The sequence below is a fragment of the Pseudooceanicola sp. genome, from assembly GCF_029213205.1.
Classification (GTDB): Bacteria; Pseudomonadota; Alphaproteobacteria; order Rhodobacterales; family Rhodobacteraceae; genus Pseudooceanicola.
In genome coordinates this window covers 61,142-80,556 of sequence record NZ_JARGNH010000015.1, presented here as the reverse complement: position 1 = coordinate 80,556, position 19,415 = coordinate 61,142, and the positions used below count along the sequence as shown (strand labels likewise).

Sequence of the window (19,415 nt, the reverse complement as noted above, 5' to 3'; positions counted from 1 at the left end):
ACCTTGGCGAGAAAATTCTACTTATGCAGCCCCCTACTTTCGGGGGGGATTACCGCAAGACCTCACCCACCGGTCACATCGCTTCGACCCGGATGTAGGAGAGCGTCACGCCCCCTACCCAACCGCCAAACAATAGCGCCCCGCCAGCTCATCGACCCAGCCGTCGTGACTCTGGCAGATGCTCTCCGTCCCCTCATACCCGCGGGCGCTGATCTGGCGGATCTCGGCCTCCGGCATCTCGGCCAGGGCGCGCAGCGCGGTGCTCAGCGTTTCTGCCGAAGCGGCGCTGCAGGACAGGCCCAGCCCTTTGGCCTGCACCTTTTGCGCCAGCAGCGCCACGTCGGACATGATCACCGGCAGCCCGCTGCGCGAGGCTTCGGCGGCGACCAGGCCGAAGGGTTCGGGAAAGCGCGAAGGCATCACCAGCGCCCGGATATCCTGCAAATGCGCGCCGATCTCGGATTGCGCCAGCCAGCCGGTGAACTCGACCTCGGGGAAATCGTGCTGCAAGGCCGCGCGGGCGCTGCCGTCGCCGATCACCCTGAGCGGCACGGCCGCGATCCGGGCGGCGTCGCAGAGGGTCCGCAGGCCCTTGCCCGGCTCGATCCGCCCGATAAAGGCAAAGCGGCGGTTGGCCTCGGCCTTGATCCGGGTCGGGGTCAGCGGTTCCGCCGGGTTGCGCACCACTTGCAGCAGATGCGCCGGGATGCCGGCCCGGGTCATCCCCGCCACCATCCCCGGATGCAGGATCAGCACCCCGGCCCAGGGCAGGCGGGTGTCAAAGGCGCGGCGCAGCAGGCCATGGCGCAGGCTGCGCCAGACCTTGTGATGCATCGCCCGCTTGTCGCAATTGGTGGTCAGGCAGCTGAGCGACAGCGGCGCCCGGGTGCAGGGCTGTTGTCGGGGGAAGTCGTAATAGACCCCGTTCGGACAGGCGAGAAAGGAATCATGGGCGTGGATATAGCTGCGCCGCGCCACCGGTTTCAGGGCGTCAAAGACCGCCGGGGTCAGGATCCCGGCCCAGCCGTGCAGGTGATAGACGGTGTCCGGGGTATCTTCGGCGGCGATCAGCGCGGCGATGGCATCGCGGGTCTGTGGATTGTAGAGGCCGCTCCAGGCGGCCTTGGCGCGGCTTTGGTCGAGCAGCGCCCTGCCACCCAGGGCGATCAGGCGGATGCCGAGGGCGGCCAGCTCGCCTGAATCGCCGTCATCGCCGGATATGAATGTCACCTGATGGCCGCGGGCGCGCAGCAGCCGGGCCGACAGCAGCGCCAGCGCGGCGGTGCCGCCGTCAGAGACCGCGGTGTCGTTCAGGATCACCACCTTTGGCCTGGTGAGGCTGGCCAAAGGCGGAAAGTCGTCGGGCAAGGCTCTCACATCCCGCTCGAGCGGTTCGGCGCGATCTGTCCAGAGATCAGGTCGCGCAGCGCCAGGAGATTGCCGCGCAGCCGCCCGCGCCGATCCACCCAGGGTTCGGGCCGCCAGGCGTGGGCCAGATTTGCCAGCAGGTTGCGCAGCATCATCCGCAGCGCCCTGGGCCGACTCATTGAGCCTTTGCGGATCATGTAGACCGGGTTGGCGATCTGCGAATAGCCGAGCGGCAGACCCTTTGACCGGCCGGTCTTGGTCCCCAGATGGACCCCTTGCATGGCATTGTATTTGACGATCCGCCCATGCGGCGCGATGCGACGAGAGAAATCAACATCCTCCAGCCAGCCATAGCACGGCAGGTCGGTGTCAAAGCTGACCTGATGCGCCTGGGCGGTGGCAACCCGCACCGCCATGTTGCAGCCATAGGCGTTATAGACCTCGCTGAGCGCGGGCGCCGGGCGCAGTTGCGGGGCGGCGGCCAGCTGTGCGGCGCCTTCGACATGGTCCATGCCGGGGCCGCTGATGCCGTCGGCCAACACTTGACCGGTTGCCATCACCACATCCGGATGATCCGCGAACAGCTGACGGCAGGCGCTGAAATAGCCATCGGCGGGCATGAAATCATCATCAATGAACAGCAGGACCGCCGCGTCCGGCACCGCATCCAGCATGGTGTTGCGCTGCACGCAGGTGCCGCGCTCGGAAAGGATCACCCGGAGGGAAAAGGGCATCGCGGGCAGCACATCTTCGGACACATCCTTTGGGTCGGCGATGCAGACGATCACCTGATCGGGCCGATCCGCCAGGCCCGCCAGATGGATCAGCGTCGCCCGCAGGATACCGGGACGTCCGGTGGTCGCGATCCCGAGGATCAGCGGGCTGACGGCGGTGTGTTGCGCGTTCATACGATAATGGATCATCAGGTCTGCCTTTCTTGGGCCTGTTGTTTTCGAGCCTGTCGGTCCGGCGGCGTTTAATGCGCGCCGGACTGGCTGATGACCACCCGCACTGTCTGCGCGACAATACGAATGTCCAACCAGAACGAAGCGTTGCTGATGTAATCCACATCCAGCGCCACTCGTTCGTCATAGGTGGTGTTGCTGCGCCCGCTGACCTGCCAAGCGCCGGTCAGGCCGGGCCGCACCGACATGTAGTCGCTGGCGTAATTGCCGTAATAGGACAGCTCGTCCGGCACCACCGGGCGCGGGCCGACCATCGACATATCCCCCATCAGCACGTTCCAGAACTGCGGCAGCTCGTCCAGGCTGCTTTTGCGCAGAAATGCGCCCAGCCGGCTGATCCGCGGGTCATTGCGCAGCTTGCGGGTGGCCTTCCATTCGGCCAGCAGTTGCGGATCCTTGCCCAGCGCCATTTCCAACTGGCCGTCGGCATCGCGCACCATGGTGCGGAACTTCCAGCAGCGAAACCGGCGACCGTTGAGGCCGACACGCTCCTGGCCAAAGAATACGGGACGTCCGTCCGATATCGCGATCAGGAGCGTGATGATCAGGAACACCGGCAGCAACAGGATCAGGGCCGACAAGGCAAAGGCCTTGTCGAACACCAGTTTTGATATCGGTGTCGACAATGGAGCATGCAGCGCCCTTTCGGTCGCTGATGCTAGGGTTCCATTGTGGACGATCTCGGACTCATCCGGAAACGATTTATATGCCACGCGCCACCAGATCGCTTTCGCGACCTGTTCCCATAGTTCAGCGCCGAATCATGCCTGTCATAATGTTAACTTATTGGGCAAAAAGGTGTTTTCCGTGTTTGGAAGCAGACCGTTCTCGATATGGAAACAGCGACCCTTGTTCACATGGGGTTTTGCCCATCCCCCGAAACGCTGTGTTTCCGATTTGGAAGCCACCGCCACAATTCGGCCATGATGGCGCCTTCGCTATGCCGGATCGGGCCTATATTCCGCCATCATTGAGATTGATTTCGAGGAACGATTAACAAATGCCTTCTGACAACGCCGCTGGCGCATCTGTGAACGGTCGAAAAGTGCTGGGCGACGGCGCCCTGGCGGTGGCTGAGCGCATCGTGTCGCAGATCGCGCAGTTCACGGTCTTTGTGGTGGCCGCGCGGGCGCTGGGCCCGGCGGAGTTCGGGGTGTTCGCGCTGGTCTCGGCCTGCGCGATCCTTCTGTTGCGCGCCGCCGAAGTCGGCTGGGCGCCATTCATCATGTCCTGGGCGGGCGATTCAACGGTGCCGCGTCAGGTGCTGTTCGTCGCCATCCTCAGCGGTTTGGGCTTTGGCGCCGTCGGCTTTCTGGCGGCACTGGGCAGCGGCTGGGCCGGGGTGGCGCCCGCCACCGTCACGCTGATGCAGTTCTTTGCCCTCTGGGTGGTGCTGGCCAATATATCTTCGGCGCAGAAGGGCGTGATGATCTGGCAGGACCGGCTGCAATCCTCGATGCTTTGTGAAATCATCGGCGAGTTGGTCGGCATGGTGGTGGCCATCGCCGCACTGCTGATGGGGTATGGGGTGCTGTCGCTGGCCTTTGGTCGGCTGGCGATGCAGATGACCCATTTGAGCCTCAGCTTTCTGGCCACAAGGCTGTCGCCGCTGACCGGAATTCGCGGCCAGTTGCTGCGCGATCTCTGGGTGTTTTCCAGTCAGATTTTCGTCAGCCGGATGCTGATCAATATCCGCGTCTATATCGCCACCTTCATCGTGGGCGGCTATCTTGGCCCGGCGGCTGTTGGCTATTACCGCGCCGCCGACCGTCTGGTCAGCGCCATGGCCGAAATCATTCTGGTGCCCGGTCAATTGCTGGCCTGGTCGCATTTCCGTCAAGCCCGGGATCACGGCGACGCCGAAGGGCAGGGCGCGCGGCTGAATGCCCAGGTCCGCCGCCATCTCAAGGTGCTGCTGGCGGCCGGTGCGCCGCTTCTGCTGTGGTTGATCTTTCAGAACGCGGCTCTGGTTGATGGCTTGCTCAGCGCCGAATGGGCGCCTGCGGCACCGCTGGTTGCGATTCTGGCGCTGGCGCGGTTGCTGTTGATCTTTGGCGCCGTCACCGAACCTCTGATGACGATTTCCGGGCAGGCGCGGCGGTTGCCGATGTTCACCGGCGGGGTGTTCGCCGGGTCGCTGGCGCTGACCTTTCTGGCGGCGCAATTCGGTCTCTACGCCGTCGCCTGGACGCAGGTGGTGATCTCATTCGGGGTGCTGTTGGCGACGATTTGGCTGTTCGGGCGTTATGCCGGGATCGACTGGGCAGGTGTGGCCAGTGACCTGCGCAGCACCGTATTGCCGCTGTCCTGCGGCATCGGCGCGCTGATTGGGCTGGGCCATCTGGTGGCGAACCGGGGTCTGCCGTCCCTGGCCGAAGCGCTGATCGTCGGACTGCTGGCGGTGCCGGTCTATGCCATCGCGACGGCGTTGTTTGACCGCCGGTTCTGGCGGCAAATGGCGGGACTTTTGACAATGAGGGCCTCGGCATGAGCGGTTTTGACTCGCTGCAATCGGGCACTGCTGTGCCGCAGCCTTCAGCGCTGAAACGCGCCAAGGGCGTGATCAGATCGGCGGTGCATCTGGGGCAGGCGGCCAGCGCGCGTGGTCTGGCCCTGACCCCACGCTGCCCGCGGTTTTCCGGCGCTTTCGCCAGCCGTGCTCAGGCGCTGGCCTCGCTGCCTGCTGCCCGCCGCTCTGGCTATGACGACGCTGGCATTGCCGATGTGTCTTTCGCCCAGATGTGTGAGCGGGTGTCCTGGGATTATCCGGTGATCTTCTGGCTTGAGCGCTTACTGGCCGATTCCGCGACGCTGATCGACGCCGGAGGTCATCTCGGCACCAAATACATCGCCTTTTCCGGGGTTCTCGATCTCTCGGCGATCAGTTGGACGGTCTATGACCTGCCCGGAATCGTCACCGCCGCGCGCCAGCGTCAAGCGGCGGGAACGATCCCGGTCGAGATCAGCTTCCAGTCACGGCTGGAGGATCTGCCCGCGACCAACCTGCTGCTCGCCTCTGGCCTGTTGCAATATCTCGACATGCCCTTTGCGGCGCTGCTGGGGGCGCTGAAACAACCGCCCAAGCATATCCTGCTGAACAAGGTGGCGCTGCGCGACGGGCCGGGGCTGTTCACCATCGAACGGATTGGCGCCGGGCGGGTGCCCTATCAGATCCGTAACCGCGGCCTGTGGGAGGCCGAGATTGCCGCGCTGGGGTATCGCATTTCCGACACCTGGGAGATCCGCGACCTCGGTCATGTGATCCCGACGCATCCCTGGCTGGGGCGCAGCGAAAGCCGGGGCTACCACCTGATCCGCAACGAAGACCCACCGAATTGAACGCCGCAAACTTGTCATGACGCCGCCTTGGAAAAACCGAATCAACCGATCAGGAGTGACCCATCTCATGCCGACCAAAGGGGGCCCAAGAATTGACCTGAACAATCCGGGATCTGATATCGCGTTGTTGCCGTTCGAGCGACATTACTCGCCCTATGAGTGTATTTGGAAAAAGGGCGCAGTGACAAATAAAATTTATGAAAAACAAGATGTTATTGATCATAAGCGCAGCTTTGTGATCGCCGGGGGGGCTGAAAAATTTGACACACTCATGGTTGCCAAAGCCCAATGAAACGGATCCGCAAACCTGCGGTCCTTTGACGTAGCGGCGCAGCATTTGGCGCCATCCGAATTTCACCGCTGCTGGACCCATTGCCGGGCAGGCGGCGCACCGACTAGCCGGAGCCGATTGGCATGACAGGCATTGACACCACCGCGGGGTTCGACCCGCGCATAGCGATTTTTGATGCGTTCGAGGGCGTGGCCGAATTGATGCCCGACGCCCCGGCGTTGCTCGGCCAGGATCGGCGCTGGACCTATGGCGAGATGCGCGACCGGGCCGAGTCCATCGCGCTGGCGCTGCGCCGACTTGGTGTCGGGCCAGGCGATCACGTCGCGCTCTATGCCACCCGCTCGCTTGAGGCGATTGCCGGAATCTTTGGCATCCTGCGCCTCGGCGCGATCTATGTCCCGATGGACCCGGCCTTTGCCCTGGAACAGCTCGGCTTTATCGCCGGAGAAGTGCCGTTGCGCGCCGCGCTCTGCCCGCGTGCCTATGCATCCGAAACCGAAGCCCTGTTTGCCGCGCATCCGACGCCGGTTCTGGTGATCGAGGAATGCGGCGATGCCGCGTCGGATCAGCAGTGGCCCACCGTCGATGGCGCCGATCCGGCCTGTATCCTGTTCACCTCCGGCACCACCGGCCGCCCCAAGGGCGTGGTGTTGCCGCATCGGGCGATTACCTCGATGGCGCTGGGCCAGCCCGAGGTGGTGATGACGCCCGCCGATGTCTCGCTCAGCGCGGCGACCATTGCCTGCGACGGCGCGCTCTATGAAATTCTGGTGCCGCTCATGGTTGGTGCCGCGGTGGCGGTGGTGGAAACCCCGACCCCGGCGATTCAGGACATTGCCGACACGATGATCCGCCACCGGGTCAGCGTTGCCGCCTGGTATGCCGGGCTGCATCACTTGGTCATCGCCCATCGCATCGACGCCTTTGCCAGTGTCCGCCTCAGCCTGCCGGGTGGCGACGTGATGTCGGCGCCGATGGCGGAAAAGCTGATGTTGGCCTGGCCGGATCTGCGGTTGGTCAATGCCTATGGCCCGACCGAGAGCTGCGTGCGCAGTTTCACCCATGAGGTGACGCTGGCGGATACCCGCGCCGGGGCGGTGCCGATTGGCAGGCCGATGACGCGCGAATCCGCACTGTTGCTGGACGAGGATATGAAGGAGGTGGCCGAGGGTGAGGTCGGGCAGATCGCGATTGGCGGTATTGGTCTGGCCCTGGGCTATTTCAACCAGCCTGACCTGACCGAAAGAGCCTTTGTCGCCGATCCGCGTCCGGGTCACGAGGGGCGGCTCTATCTGACCGGCGACCTGGGACGCAAACGTGCCGATGGCGCCTTTGAATTCCTTGGCCGCGCCGATCGGCAGGTCAAGATGGCCGGTCGCCGGGTCGAAATTGATGGCGTCGAACATGTTCTGCGCGACTTGCCGGGCGTGGCGGATGCGGCGGTTGAGTTGTTGCGCCAGCCGGGCCGGCCGGCGCATCTGGCGGGTTTTGTCATCCCCGAGGCACCGGTGACAGACGCCGCCGCCTTTGTCGCCGCCCTGAAGGACTCTGCCGCTGCGACTCTGCCCCGCGACGTGTTTCCGCGCGAGGTGTTGATCCGCGACGCCTTTCCCCTGACCCAGGCGGGCAAGATCGACCGCAAGGCGCTGCGCGCCGGGCTTGAGCAACCCGATACAACGGGCCCTGCGCCTGCGATCAAGGCACCGGGGCAGCGCGATATTCAGGCCAGTGTCGCGGCGATCTGGCAAGAGGTGATTGGCTGTGCCGCGCCCGCTGCCGATGCGACCTTCTTTGAACTCGGCGGCACCTCGCTGCAATTGATCGAGGCGCATACGATGATCGAACAGGCGCTGAACCTGCGTTTTGACATCGCGTTGATCTTTGATGCGCCGCAGCTGGGCGCGCTGTCGAAACGTCTGGCGGCACTCGCCGGACCGGTGGCCGACACCGCCGATGCTGTCAGGCCGAAAGCCACGGCAGAGGCCGATTCCCACGCCATCGCCATTGTCGGCATGGCTGCCCGGTTGCCGGGTGGTGTCACGCTCGACGGGTTCTGGGAGGCGATCCGCGCGGGTCGCAATCTGATCGAACGCTTTGACCCGGATCAGGCCGAAGACGCCTTTGATCCGGCCACCCGGGCCAGCGAAACCTATGTGCCCGCCCGGTCGCTGCTGCGCGATGTCGATCAATTCGATCCAAAGTTCTTTGGCATGCGCCCGCGTGAGGCGGCGCTGACCGACCCGCAGGGCCGGGTGTTCCTTGAGATCTGCCAGGAGGCGCTGGACAATGCCGGGATCGACCCGGCCCGGGCGCCGGGCGCCATCGGGCTGTTCGCCGGGGCGTCGATGTCGACCTACATGCTGGAAAACCTGCTGCCCAACCGGGCGGAGATGCGCGAGTTCACCTCAGGCTTCCAGATCGATTATTCGATTCTGGCCGGCAATGATTCCGGCGCCATGGCCACCCGTGTCGCCTATAAGCTGGGGCTGACCGGCCCGGCGATTTCGATCAACACCGCCTGTTCCACCTCGCTGGTGGCGATTGCCAAGGCGGTCGGCGCGCTCAGATCCGGTGAGGCGGATGTGATGATGGCCGGCGGGGTTTCGATTACTTTTCCGTTAAAGCGCGGCTATCTGCATCTGGATGGCGGCATGGCCTCTCCGGATGGGCTGTGTCGCCCGTTCGACGCCGAGGCCGGCGGCACCGTCTTTGGCCATGGTGCCGGGGTGGTGGTGCTGAAACGGCTGTCCGAGGCGCAGGCGGCGGGCGATCATATCCATGCAGTCATTCGCGGTGTCGGGCTGAACAATGACGGCGCCGCCAAGATGTCGTTCACCGCGCCGTCGGTCTCCGGTCAGGCCGGGGCGATCCGCGCCGCGCATCGTGACGCCGGGCTGGCGCCGGGCGATATCAGCTATGTGGAATGCCACGGCACCGCGACGCCGCTGGGTGATCCGGTGGAAATTGCCGGGCTGAAACAGGCCTTTGGCGCGGGGGATGGCCGCTGCGCGCTGGGCTCGGTCAAGGGCAACCTTGGCCATCTGGATGCCGCCGCCGGGGTCACCAGCGTGATCAAGCTGGCGCTGATGCTGCAGCACCGCGAATTGCCGCCGGTGGCACATTTCAAGGCGCTGAACCCGCGCATCGATCTGGAGGGATCGTCGTTCTATGTGCCGGATGCGGCGGGCGACTGGCGCGCCGATGGCCCGCTGCGTGGCGGCGTCAGCTCCTTTGGGGTTGGTGGCACCAATGCCCATGCGGTGCTGGAAGAGGCGCCGCGTGCCGCTGCGGCATCGTCCACTGCCAGCGGGGCGATGCATTTGCCGCTGTCGGCGAAATCGCCTGAGGCGCTGGTGCAGATGGCGCAGGATCTGGCAACGCGGATCGAGGCTGACGCCGGGCTGGTTCTGGCCGATGTCGCTTATACCCTGCAAGAGGGGCGCGGTGTCTTTGACTGGCGTGCCGCCGTGGCGGCGCCCGATCGGGCGGCGGCAGTGGATCAGCTGCGCGCCCTCAAGGCTCCGAAAACCGCGATCACCGGTGACCAGCCCGAGGTGGTGTTCCTGTTCCCCGGTCAGGGCGCGCAATATCCCGGCATGGGATCAGAACTTTACGCCAGCCAGCCGGATTATGCCCGCTGGATTGATGCGGGGGCCGAGATCCTGCAGCCGATCCTGGGCCGCGACATGCGTCGGCTGATTCTCGGCGATGATTTGACGCCGGAGGAGTCCGCCGCCGCGTTGCGCGAAACCTGGATCACCCAACCGGCGCTGTTCCTGACCGAATTCGCTTTGGCCAATCTCTGGCAATCACGCGGCATCGAACCTGGCGCCGTCATTGGCCATTCGGTCGGCGAATTCGCCGCCGCCGCACTGACCGGGGTGATGTCGTTCGAGGATGCGCTGACCCTGATCGCCCGGCGCGGGCGGTTGATGCAGGATCAGCCCGGCGGCGCGATGTTATCGGTGCGTGCGCCGCTTGAGGATCTGCAGCCGCATCTGGCCGCCGATACCGATCTGGCCGCGCGCAATGCGCCCAAGCTGCAGGTCGTCGCCGGACCCTTCGAGGCGATTGCGGCGCTTGAGGCGCGCTTGCAGGCTGCCGGGATTCCCTGTCAGCGCCTGCACACCTCGCATGCCTTCCATTCCGCGATGATGGACCCGGTCGCCGCGCCATTGCGCGACGCGGCCCGGGCCATCACCCTCAACGCGCCGGACCGGCCGATCATTTCGGCGGTCACCGGCGCGGAACTCAGCGAACGCGAGGCCCGCGATCCGACCTATTGGGCGGATCAGGCCCGGGCTTGCGTCAATTTTCAGGCCGCCCTTGAGGCGGTCACCCGAACAAAGTCTCCGGTGTTCGTCGAGGTCGGCCCAGGCCGCACCCTTTCGGCATTCACCGCGCAGACTTTGGATCGCAGCAGCCATCGAGGCGTTTTTCATTCGTTGCCGGATCATGCCCGATCGGTTTCCGATGATAACTCGGTGGCTGCTGTGGTCTCTAACCTGTGGAGCGTCGGGCTCGACGTCGACTGGGCCAGGCATGGCCCGCGCGGCAGCCGCAAGGTGGCGCTCCCCTCCTATCCGTTCCGGCGGCAACGCTGCTGGATCGACGCGCCGGAAGTGGCCGCAGCGAAAGGCGCTGTTGCCGAGTCCGTGCCGACCCCAGCACCAATCCCAGAAAGTCCGACCATGGCTATCATGTCCCAAGCTCCTGTTGTTGCCGCGCCTGACCGCGTCGCGCGGCTGATCTCCGAACTCGCCGCGCTGCTGGCGGATATGTCGGGCGAGGATATCTCGGCGAGCAATGCCGATGAGTCATTCCTCGAACTGGGGTTTGATTCGCTGTTCATGGGGCAGGTGAGCCAGGCTGTGACCCGGCAATTCGGGGTCGAGATCGGGTTCCGCCGGTTGCTGGCTGAGGTGTCGACGATCACTCTGCTGGCGCAGCATCTGGACGTTGAAATGCCACCCGAAGCGGCACCCGCACCGACCCCTGGGGTGGTGGAGGATCTGCCGACTGCGCCCGCAGCCCTTGCGCCCGCAGACCTTGCGCCTGTCGCCCCGGCAGCTGTGACACCTGCCGCGATGGCGCCCGGGATTGATGGCGTGATGCAGGCGCAGCTGGCGACCATGCAGGCGGTCTTTGCTCAGCAGCTTCAGGCGGTTGGTGGCGCCGCCCCTGCAGCACCTGTCAGCGCGCCGCAGCCGGTTGCCGCTGCGCCGCTGGCTGCTGCCCCGGCGCCGACCCCGGTCGCGGCCGCTGCCGTCAAGCGGGCGGCAATGCCCGAACCGGTCGCCACGCCCGCAGAATTCAAGGTTGGCCGTGGTCCCAATGTCACCGGCGGCACCATGACCGAGGCGCAGGTCGCCTTTGCCCATGATCTGGCGGCGCGCTATTCCGCCCGCCATCCGAAATCCAAGGCCTATGCCGCGCAATATCGTGGCGTCCATGCCGACCCGCGCACCGCCGCCGGGTTCCGCGCCGAATGGAAGGAGCTGACCTTTCCGATCGTCGCCGACCGCTCAAAAGGCGCCTATATCCACGACATCGACGGCAACAGCTTTGTCGATCTGGTCAACGGCTTTGGCCAGACTGCCTTTGGCCATTCGCCCGATTTCGTGGCCGAGGCGGTGAACCGGCAGTTGGAGCGCGGCTTTCCCATCGGTCCGCAGGCCGATCTAGCCGGGCCGGTGGCCGAGAAATTCGCCCGTCTCGTCGGGCATGAGCGGGTGACGTTCTGCAACACCGGCTCCGAAGCGGTGATGGCCGCGATGCGGGTGGCGCGCACCGTCACCGGGCGCGATCTGATCGTGGTTTTTGACAAGGATTATCACGGCCAGTTCGATGAGGTTCTGGTCAAGGGCCGTGCCAGTGGCGGTGATCCCAGCGCGCTGCCGTCCTCGCCTGGAATCCCGCGCTCCAGCCTCGCCAACATGAAGGTTCTGCCCTATGGCGCGCCCGCCGCGCTGGAGTGGATCCGCGCCAATATCGCCGACATCGCCGGGGTGATCGTCGAACCGGTGCAGAGCCGCCATCCGGCATATCGCCCGGAGTCCTTTGTTCGCGATCTGCGCGAGGTGACCCGCGACGGTGGTGCGGCGCTGGTGATGGATGAGATCGTCACCGGGTTCCGCACCGACAAACGCGGCATGCAGGGCGTCTGGGGCATTCAGGGTGACATGGCCACCTATGGCAAGGTCGTCGGCGGCGGCATGCCGGTCGGGGTCCTGGCCGGCTCCGCCCGGTTCATGGATGCGCTTGACGGCGGAGCCTGGACCTATGGCGATGACAGTCGTCCCGAGGCGATCCCGACCTTCTTTGCCGGAACCTTTGTGCGTCACCCGCTGGTGCTGGCGGCGATGGATGCCACCATCGACCATATGGCCGAACAGGGCGACGCGCTCTGGACCGACGCGGCGGACCGCGCCGGGCGGGTGATGGACGAGATGAACGCGATCCTGGCTGCGCGCGGCCTACCGGCGCTGATCGAGGGCTATTCCAGCTGGTTCGTCATTCAGGCGAGCGAGGCCGATCCCCGTGCCAGTCTGCTGTTCCCGCTGATGCGGATGGAAGGCGTGCATGTGATGGATGGCTTCTGTGCCTTCCTGACCACCGAACATGGCGCGGCCGAGTGCCGCCAGATCGTCACCGCCTTTGAAACCGCGCTCGACACCCTGCTGTCGGTCGGCATCCTGGCCGATCTGCGCAAGGACCCGGCGGCGGCGTTGCCCGTCGCCCGGCCGCTGGCGCTGCCGCAGGGCGTGGCCCTGACCGAAGGCCAGCGCGAGATCTGGATGAGCCATCAGATGGGCGGCGCTGCCGCCGCCGCCTTTAACGAAAGCGCCTCCTTGTCGTTGCGGGGCGCGCTGGACCCGGTGGCGCTGCAATCCGCCTGGGACACGGTGATCGCGCGCCATGATGCGCTGCGGCTGCGCTTTGCCCGCGACGGATCGCGTTTCGATGTGACCGAGGCCATGTCCTGCCCGATCCCGCTGGTCGATCTCAGCACCGCGCCGGATCCGCAGGCGGCGCTTGAGGCGGCGATTGCCGAGGATGCCGAACATCTCTTTGAAATCACCGAAGAACTGCCGTTGCGCGCCTTTCTGGCCCGGCTGGCGGCGGATCATCATGTGCTGGTCATCTGCGCCCATCACATTGTCGCTGATGGCTGGTCCTTCGGGGTGATGCTCGAAGATATCGCGCGGCTTTACACTGCTGCGGTGGCAGGTCGCCCCGCCGATCTGCCGGCCGCGCCCTCCTTTGCCGCGCATGCGCAGCTCAGTTCCGCACGTCTGCCGGACCCGGCGGTAACCGCATTCTGGAAAGAACAGTTCGCGACCCTGCCGACACTGCCGGATCTGCCGATCGACCGGCCACGCCCAGCCCAACGCAGCCATGCCGGGGGCACCGTGTTTCACCAGATCGACAGCGATCTGATGAAGGCGGCCCGCAAGGCCGGGGCGAAGCAGGGCTGCACCCTGTTCGCAACCACCTTTGCCGCGATGCAATTGCTGGTTCACCGGCTGAGCGGGGCCTCGGATATCGTGCTGGGGGTGCCGAGTGCGGCGCAGCAGGATCTGCCCAATCCCGATCTGGTCGGCCATTGTGTCAACTTCCTGCCGATCCGTGCGACGATTGCCGATGGCGCCAGCGTCGCCGCGCATCTGGCATCTACCCGCGACGGGCTGCGCGCCGCGTTCGAGCACAGCGCCACCACGCTGGGCAGCATCCTGCGCGAGCTTGAGGTGCCGCGCCAGCTGGACCGGTTGCCGCTGACCGAGATCGAGTTCAACCTTGAGAAACAGGGCGACGCTGCGGGCATGACCGGGCTGGAAACCCAGTTCCGTGCCAATGCCAAGGTGGCGGTGAATTTCGATCTGTTCTTCAATCTGGTCGAGACGCCGGAGGGATTGCGGATCGAGGCGCATTACAATGCCGACCTGCTGGACGCCGCCACGGTGGCCGGTTGGGCTGAGGCCTATGAAACCCTGCTGGCGCAGATTGCAACCGCCACCGAACAACCCATCGCTGCCCTGTCGCTGCTGAGCGCAGCGGATCGGCAGGCAATGGCGGCCGGGGCGCAAATCAACGTCAGCGCCTATGACCGAAGCGCGACGCTGCCGGATCTGGTGGCGGCGCGGGTCGCGGTGGACCCGGATGCGGTGGCCATCGAAGACGCGGCTGGCCTGACCAGCTACGGCGATCTTGCCGCAGAGAGCGATGCGCTGGCGGCGTTGATCCAGCGCCAGGTGCCGGGACAGGGCGCGCGGGTCGCGCTGTCCATGACACGCGGCAGCGGGATGCTGGCCGGGATGCTGGCGATCCTCAAGGCCGGGCATGCCTATGTGCCGCTTGATCCGCGCCAACCCGAAGCGCGGCTGCGCCAGATCGCTGAAACCGCCGAGGTGGCGGCGGTGCTGAGTGACAGCGTCGAGAGCGCGGGTTTCGCAGGCGATACCGGCTTGCCGCTGATCCTGTCGGATGAGGCCCAGCCCGGGGATCAGCCGACGCCGGTCACGGTTTCGCCTGAGGACGCGGCCTATGTGATCTTTACCTCCGGCTCCACCGGCACCCCCAAGGGCGTCGCGGTGCCGCACCGGGCGGTGGTGAATTTCCTCACCTCGATGGCCGAGGCGCCGGGGATGACTAGCCGGGACAGCCTGCTGGCGGTGACCACGGTGATGTTCGATATCGCGGTGCTGGAATTGTTCCTGCCGCTGTCCGTAGGCGGCCGGGTGGTGATCGCCCCGACCGAGGACGTGATCGACGGCTTCCGACTGGTCGAGCGGTTGAACCGTGGCGATATCACCCTGATGCAGGCGACACCGACGCTTTGGGACATGGTGCTGACCGCCGGGTTCAAACCGGGGGCCGGGTTCACCATGCTCTGTGGCGGTGAACCGCTGCCCGCCGATCTGGCGGACCGGCTGCTGGCTGGTGGGGCGGCGTTGTGGAACATGTATGGCCCCACCGAAACCACGATCTGGTCGGCGATCAAACAGATCACGCCGGGTGATCCGATCACCATTGGTCATCCGATTGCCAACACCCAGTTGCAGGTTCTGGATGCCGCCGGGCAAATCGCCCCGGTCGGGGTGACCGGTGAGCTGAACATCGGCGGTGACGGGCTGGCGCTGGGCTATTACAACCGCCCGGATCTGACCGAGGCGGCATTCCGCGAGGTCGATCTGAACGGCAGGCGGCAACGGCTCTATGCCACCGGCGATCTGGCGCGCCGTCGCGCCGATGGCGAATACGAGGTGCTGGGCCGGATCGACACCCAGGTCAAACTGCGCGGATTCCGCATTGAACTGGGCGAGATTGAAACCTGCCTGCGCGCGGTTCCCGGCGTCGACAAGGCCGCTGTCGATCTGCGTCAGCGCGCATCGGGGGATCGCCAGCTTGTCGGCTATGTCGTCGCAACCGAGGGCGCCGATCCGACACCCGCAGCGCTGAGTGCGGCGCTGAGCCAAGTGATTCCGGATTACATGATCCCGCGCGCCTGGGTGATGCTGAGCGCGCTGCCGCAAACCGGCAATGGCAAGCTGAACCGCAAGGCATTGCCCGATCCGCAGGAGACGGCCAGCGTCACCCCGCTGCATCAGGCGGCGCCGCCGGAAACCGCAACCGAAACGCGGATCGCCGAGATCTGGAGCGAGGTTCTGGGAATGGCGCAGATCAGCGTCACCGACACCTTGTTCGCGCTGGGCATCGATTCTCTGGCGGTGTTCCGGATCGCGGCAAAGATGCTGGATTCCGGTCTTGAGCTTGAGGCGCGGCATATGTTCGCCCATCCCTCGATCCGCGAATTGGCGGCGTTCCACGATGGCCGGGGCAATGACGTCGGCAGTAAGGCGCGTCCATCGCTCAAGAGTTTTCGCAATGGGGCCCATCGGGCCGGAAGTGGGGGGGCGAAATGATGCCCAAGGATATCGAAAACGCAGCCGTCACCCCACCCGAGGTGATCGCGGAATTCCCGCTCAGCACCACCCAGCTGCGGTGCTGGTTCCTCGATCAGATGAAACCCGGCAACCCGTCGCTGAATGTCGCGGTCCGCTGGGAGGTGCGCGGCACTCTGCAGGCGGCCAACCTGGAGCGGGCGTTCCAGCATGTCATCGACCGGCATGAGATTCTGCGCACCCGCCTGGTCGACAACGGAAGCGGGCCAGTGCAGCAGGTGGTCGATCATGTGACCTTCAAGCTCGACCTCGTCGACATCCGCGCCATCCCCGCCGATCAGCAGGCCGAGCGCATCGAAGCGATTGCCCATGAATTCGCCGAGCGGCCCTTTGATCTGGGCAAGCCGGGGCTGATCCGTGCGACGCTGATCCGGCTGACGGCGGATCGGGCCTTGCTGGCCTATGTGCTGCACCAAAGCTGTTTTGACGGGTTTTCGATCCGGGTGCTGGGCCATGAAATCGGCACCTCAGCGCAGGCCTATGAGGAAGGGCGCCAGCCCGATCTGCCGGAACTGCCGCTGCAATATGGCGATTTCACCCTGTGGCAGAAAGAATACCTTGAGAGCGGGGTGCTGGAAGAGGAAAGCGCCTATTGGCTGAAAACCCTGGACGGGATCAGCTATTTCGAGATTGAGCCGGACAAGCCACGCCCGGCGGTCCGAGGCACCGGGGTGGCCAAATTGACCGCAGAAATGCCCGGCGAATTCGGCGCGGCGCTGAGCGCGGGCGCGCGGGCGCAGGGGGTTTCGACCTATACCTATGGCGCGGCGATTTTCAGCGCCTGCCTGCACCGGATGAGCGACGCCAGGGACCTGGTGTTCGGCACCCAGATTGCTGGGCGGCTGGACACCGAACTCGACCCGCTGATCGGGGTGTTCATCAACAATTTGGTGCTGCGATTCTCGGCCCAGCCTGAGGCGCGGATTGCCGATCAGGTTGCGGTTGCCAAGACGGTGATCGAGGGGGCGCTGACGCATCAGTCGATGCCGTTCAACACCTTGGTCGAGCGGTTGAACCCGCCGCGCGATCCGTCGCGCACGCCGCTGATCTCGATCAACTTCAACCTCCAGAATGTCTTTATGGAGAGCAAATCCTACGGCGATTTCGACCTGGTCTCGACCGCGTCACATGCACCGGGGGCGATCTATGACCTGAGCCTGGCGGTGATGGGGCGACCGACCGGTTGGCAGATGGTGCTCGATTATTCGGACGAGTTGTTTGAGGCCGACACCGCCCGGGCGATCCTCGATCTGGTGCAGGCGGCGTTTGATCTGGCGTTTCGCGATCCAGAGGCGCGTCTGTCCGACATCCCCCTGCCCACGCATCTGGTTGAGCGGCAGCAGGCGGACCGGCGGGCGGTTGCCCAGGTCGAACAGGCACTGGCCGCGCATCCGATGGTGCGCGAGGCGGCGGCGGTGCGCAATGGCGATACTTTCTATGGTTTCGTGGTGCCCGGTGACACCGGGACGTTGCCGCTCGAGCATCTGCCGAGCCGGATCATGGATGCGCTGGCCGGTGATCCGGCGGCCAAGGCACTGACCGGGATCAGCCTGCTCGGGGGATTCCCGCGCAGTTCGACCGGCGCGGTGAACAAGACCTTGTTGAGGGCGCCAAAGCAGGCGACCGAACAGGCCCGCCGCAGCGCCGCGCGGCCCGAGGTGGTGGCGGCATTGCAGGCCGATTGGCAGGATATTCTGGGCCTCGCCCAGATCACGCCAGATGCGCATTTCTTTGATCTGGGCGGCCATTCGGTGCTGGTCCTGCGGCAGCTGGCGCGGATCCGCGACCGCTGGGACGTCGCACTTGAGGTGACCCAGGTCTATGAACATCCGACGCTGGACGCTCTGGCCCGGTTGATTTCGGCGCGGCTGGATCGTCAGCCCGAGGACAATTCGGAGTCTGAGGATTGGCGGATCATGCGGCTGCGCCGCGATGGCGAGGGCCGCCCTCTGATCGCGGTCAACAACGCCGCCACTGCCCTGGCCCTGTCGACGGCAGGCCAGAACCCGCGTCAGGTTGCCTGCGTGCGGGTTTTTGACGGCGACCGTGGCATAGATCTGACGGAGCGGCCATTTCAGGACATCGCGGCAGATTATGCGCAGGTGATCCGCAAGGCGCAGCCCGAGGGGCCCTATCTGCTCTACGGCAATTGCGTGCATGGCAATCTGGCGCTTGAGGCGGCACGGGTGTTGCATCGCGAAGGTGCCGAAATCGCCGGGGTGGTGATGAAAGACGTTTGGGAACCCGCCTATACCGAGCGCTTGAACCAGACCCGCTCCAGCCGCTGGCGGGAAAAGCTGAACGCGCTGCGGGTGCGGATCCGGGCGGTGCGCAATGGTGAGCTATCGCTGACGGCGATGCTCGGGGCTTACCGGATCATCCGCGCCACCGGCATCCTGACATTGGCGCAGTGGCTGGGTCTGATCGACCGGGTGCGGATGACGGATCTGGAGGTGGATCAGGAGCGGTTCATTGATTTCGTGACTCGGATGCGCAACGAATATCGCCCCGGCCCGGTGGATTTCCCGGTGCTGCATATCGTCACCAATATCACCCCGAAAGGCGCCTGGATCAGCCCCTCGATTGGCTGGGAAAACCTGGTGACACCGGGCAAGTTGAAGACCGTGCACCTGGACAAGGTGCTGGTGCTGCGGGATCGGCGGATCGGGGTCGAGGCGATGGCCGCCGAGATCGAAACCTTCCTTGGCGAGGCTCAGAGCGACCAGTGAAACGGCTGATCCTTGGGGCAGGTGGCAAGCACCGGACGGATGGCACGGCCTCTGGCGCGCACCGCCAGCGCGCCGACCATGCCGGGGCCGAGGTCGAAATGTGCCAGGGTCCAATCCGCAAGGCTGCCGCGCGCCGGGTCCAGTCGGGTCATCCGTGGTGGCACGCCGGGGGTCAGGGTGACGTCAAAGGCGTCGAGCGGGATCGAAAGCCCGTCGCCAATCGCCTTGACCACCGCTTCTTTGCGGGTCCAGCAGCGAAAGAAACCCGCCGACCAATGCGCGGCGGGCAGGGCCGAGAGATCGGCATATTCACGGCTGGAAAAGAACCGCTCGGCAACTCCGTCCTCGATTTCTCGAAAGGCTTCGATATCGACGCCCAGCTCGACCTCGGGATGCAGCGCCAGACAGGCGAGGCCATCGGAATGGCTGAGGTTGAACTCGAGCCCATCGGGCAGGGCCGGCTTGCCATGCGCGCCATAGGCAAATGTCAGGTCGTGCGGCGTCTTGCCCATCGCGTCGGCCAACACCTGCCGCAGCCGACCGCGCGCCAGGATATGCGCCCGGCGGTCGCGTTCGAAAACGAAGCGGGCGGCGCGGGCGCTCTCGTCCGCCGACAACAGCGTCGCCATCCGTTCGACGTGGGCATCGTCGCCGGTCAGCGGCCAGATATGGATCGGTATCTCCAGGGGCATGGGGGCTCCGCTTGCGCTGGCGGCCAGCCTAGCCCAGCCCCGGCATTGTGGTCGAGACATGAGGTGCG

Annotated in this window: 9 protein-coding genes; 5 read left to right on the top strand and 4 right to left on the bottom strand. The window is 65.3% G+C overall.

What is annotated here, in order from left to right; translation table 11 throughout:
- Positions 1-114: 114 nt before the first annotated feature.
- The 3 genes from P1U48_RS12250 to P1U48_RS12240 are packed head-to-tail and all read right to left on the bottom strand — an operon-like array spanning position 115 to position 2,959.
- Entirely contained in the window at positions 115-1,368 is a 1,254-nt protein-coding gene (locus P1U48_RS12250; protein WP_301069294.1) for a glycosyltransferase, read from the bottom strand.
- Between the two features lie 5 nt (positions 1,369-1,373).
- A complete protein-coding gene (locus tag P1U48_RS12245; RefSeq protein ID WP_301069293.1) occupies positions 1,374-2,291 on the bottom strand; it encodes a family 2 glycosyl transferase in 918 nt (305 codons plus the stop codon).
- A gap of 53 nt (positions 2,292-2,344) precedes the next feature.
- Positions 2,345-2,959 (bottom strand): sugar transferase, encoded by a 615-nt coding sequence (locus P1U48_RS12240; protein ID WP_301069292.1) that lies wholly within the window; start codon positions 2,957-2,959, stop codon positions 2,345-2,347.
- Between the two features lie 404 nt (positions 2,960-3,363).
- Between P1U48_RS12240 and P1U48_RS12235 the strand changes: the two genes are divergently transcribed.
- The 5 genes from P1U48_RS12235 to P1U48_RS12215 all read left to right on the top strand — a co-directional run bounded on the left by P1U48_RS12235 (position 3,364) and on the right by P1U48_RS12215 (position 18,655).
- A complete protein-coding gene (locus P1U48_RS12235; RefSeq protein WP_301069291.1) occupies positions 3,364-4,824 on the top strand; it encodes an oligosaccharide flippase family protein in 1,461 nt (486 codons plus the stop codon).
- The gene (locus P1U48_RS12230; protein ID WP_301069290.1) at positions 4,821-5,672 is read left to right on the top strand and encodes a methyltransferase, TIGR04325 family; all 852 of its coding nucleotides are present in this window, start codon (positions 4,821-4,823) and stop codon (positions 5,670-5,672) included. The genes P1U48_RS12235 and P1U48_RS12230 overlap by 4 nt, the downstream gene beginning before the upstream one ends.
- Before the next feature lie 16 nt (positions 5,673-5,688).
- Positions 5,689-5,964, top strand: coding sequence for a hypothetical protein (locus P1U48_RS12225; protein ID WP_301069288.1), 276 nt, complete (start codon positions 5,689-5,691; stop codon positions 5,962-5,964).
- A gap of 122 nt (positions 5,965-6,086) precedes the next feature.
- Entirely contained in the window at positions 6,087-15,887 is a 9,801-nt protein-coding gene (locus P1U48_RS12220; protein WP_301069287.1) for a non-ribosomal peptide synthetase/type I polyketide synthase, read from the top strand.
- Entirely contained in the window at positions 15,887-18,655 is a 2,769-nt protein-coding gene (locus tag P1U48_RS12215; RefSeq protein ID WP_301069286.1) for a condensation domain-containing protein, read from the top strand. The genes P1U48_RS12220 and P1U48_RS12215 overlap by 1 nt, the downstream gene beginning before the upstream one ends.
- Here the strand turns inward: P1U48_RS12215 and P1U48_RS12210 are convergent.
- The gene (locus tag P1U48_RS12210; RefSeq protein WP_301069285.1) at positions 18,640-19,347 is read right to left on the bottom strand and encodes a 4'-phosphopantetheinyl transferase superfamily protein; all 708 of its coding nucleotides are present in this window, start codon (positions 19,345-19,347) and stop codon (positions 18,640-18,642) included. The genes P1U48_RS12215 and P1U48_RS12210 overlap by 16 nt on opposite strands.
- Between the last annotated feature and the right edge of the window lie 68 nt (positions 19,348-19,415).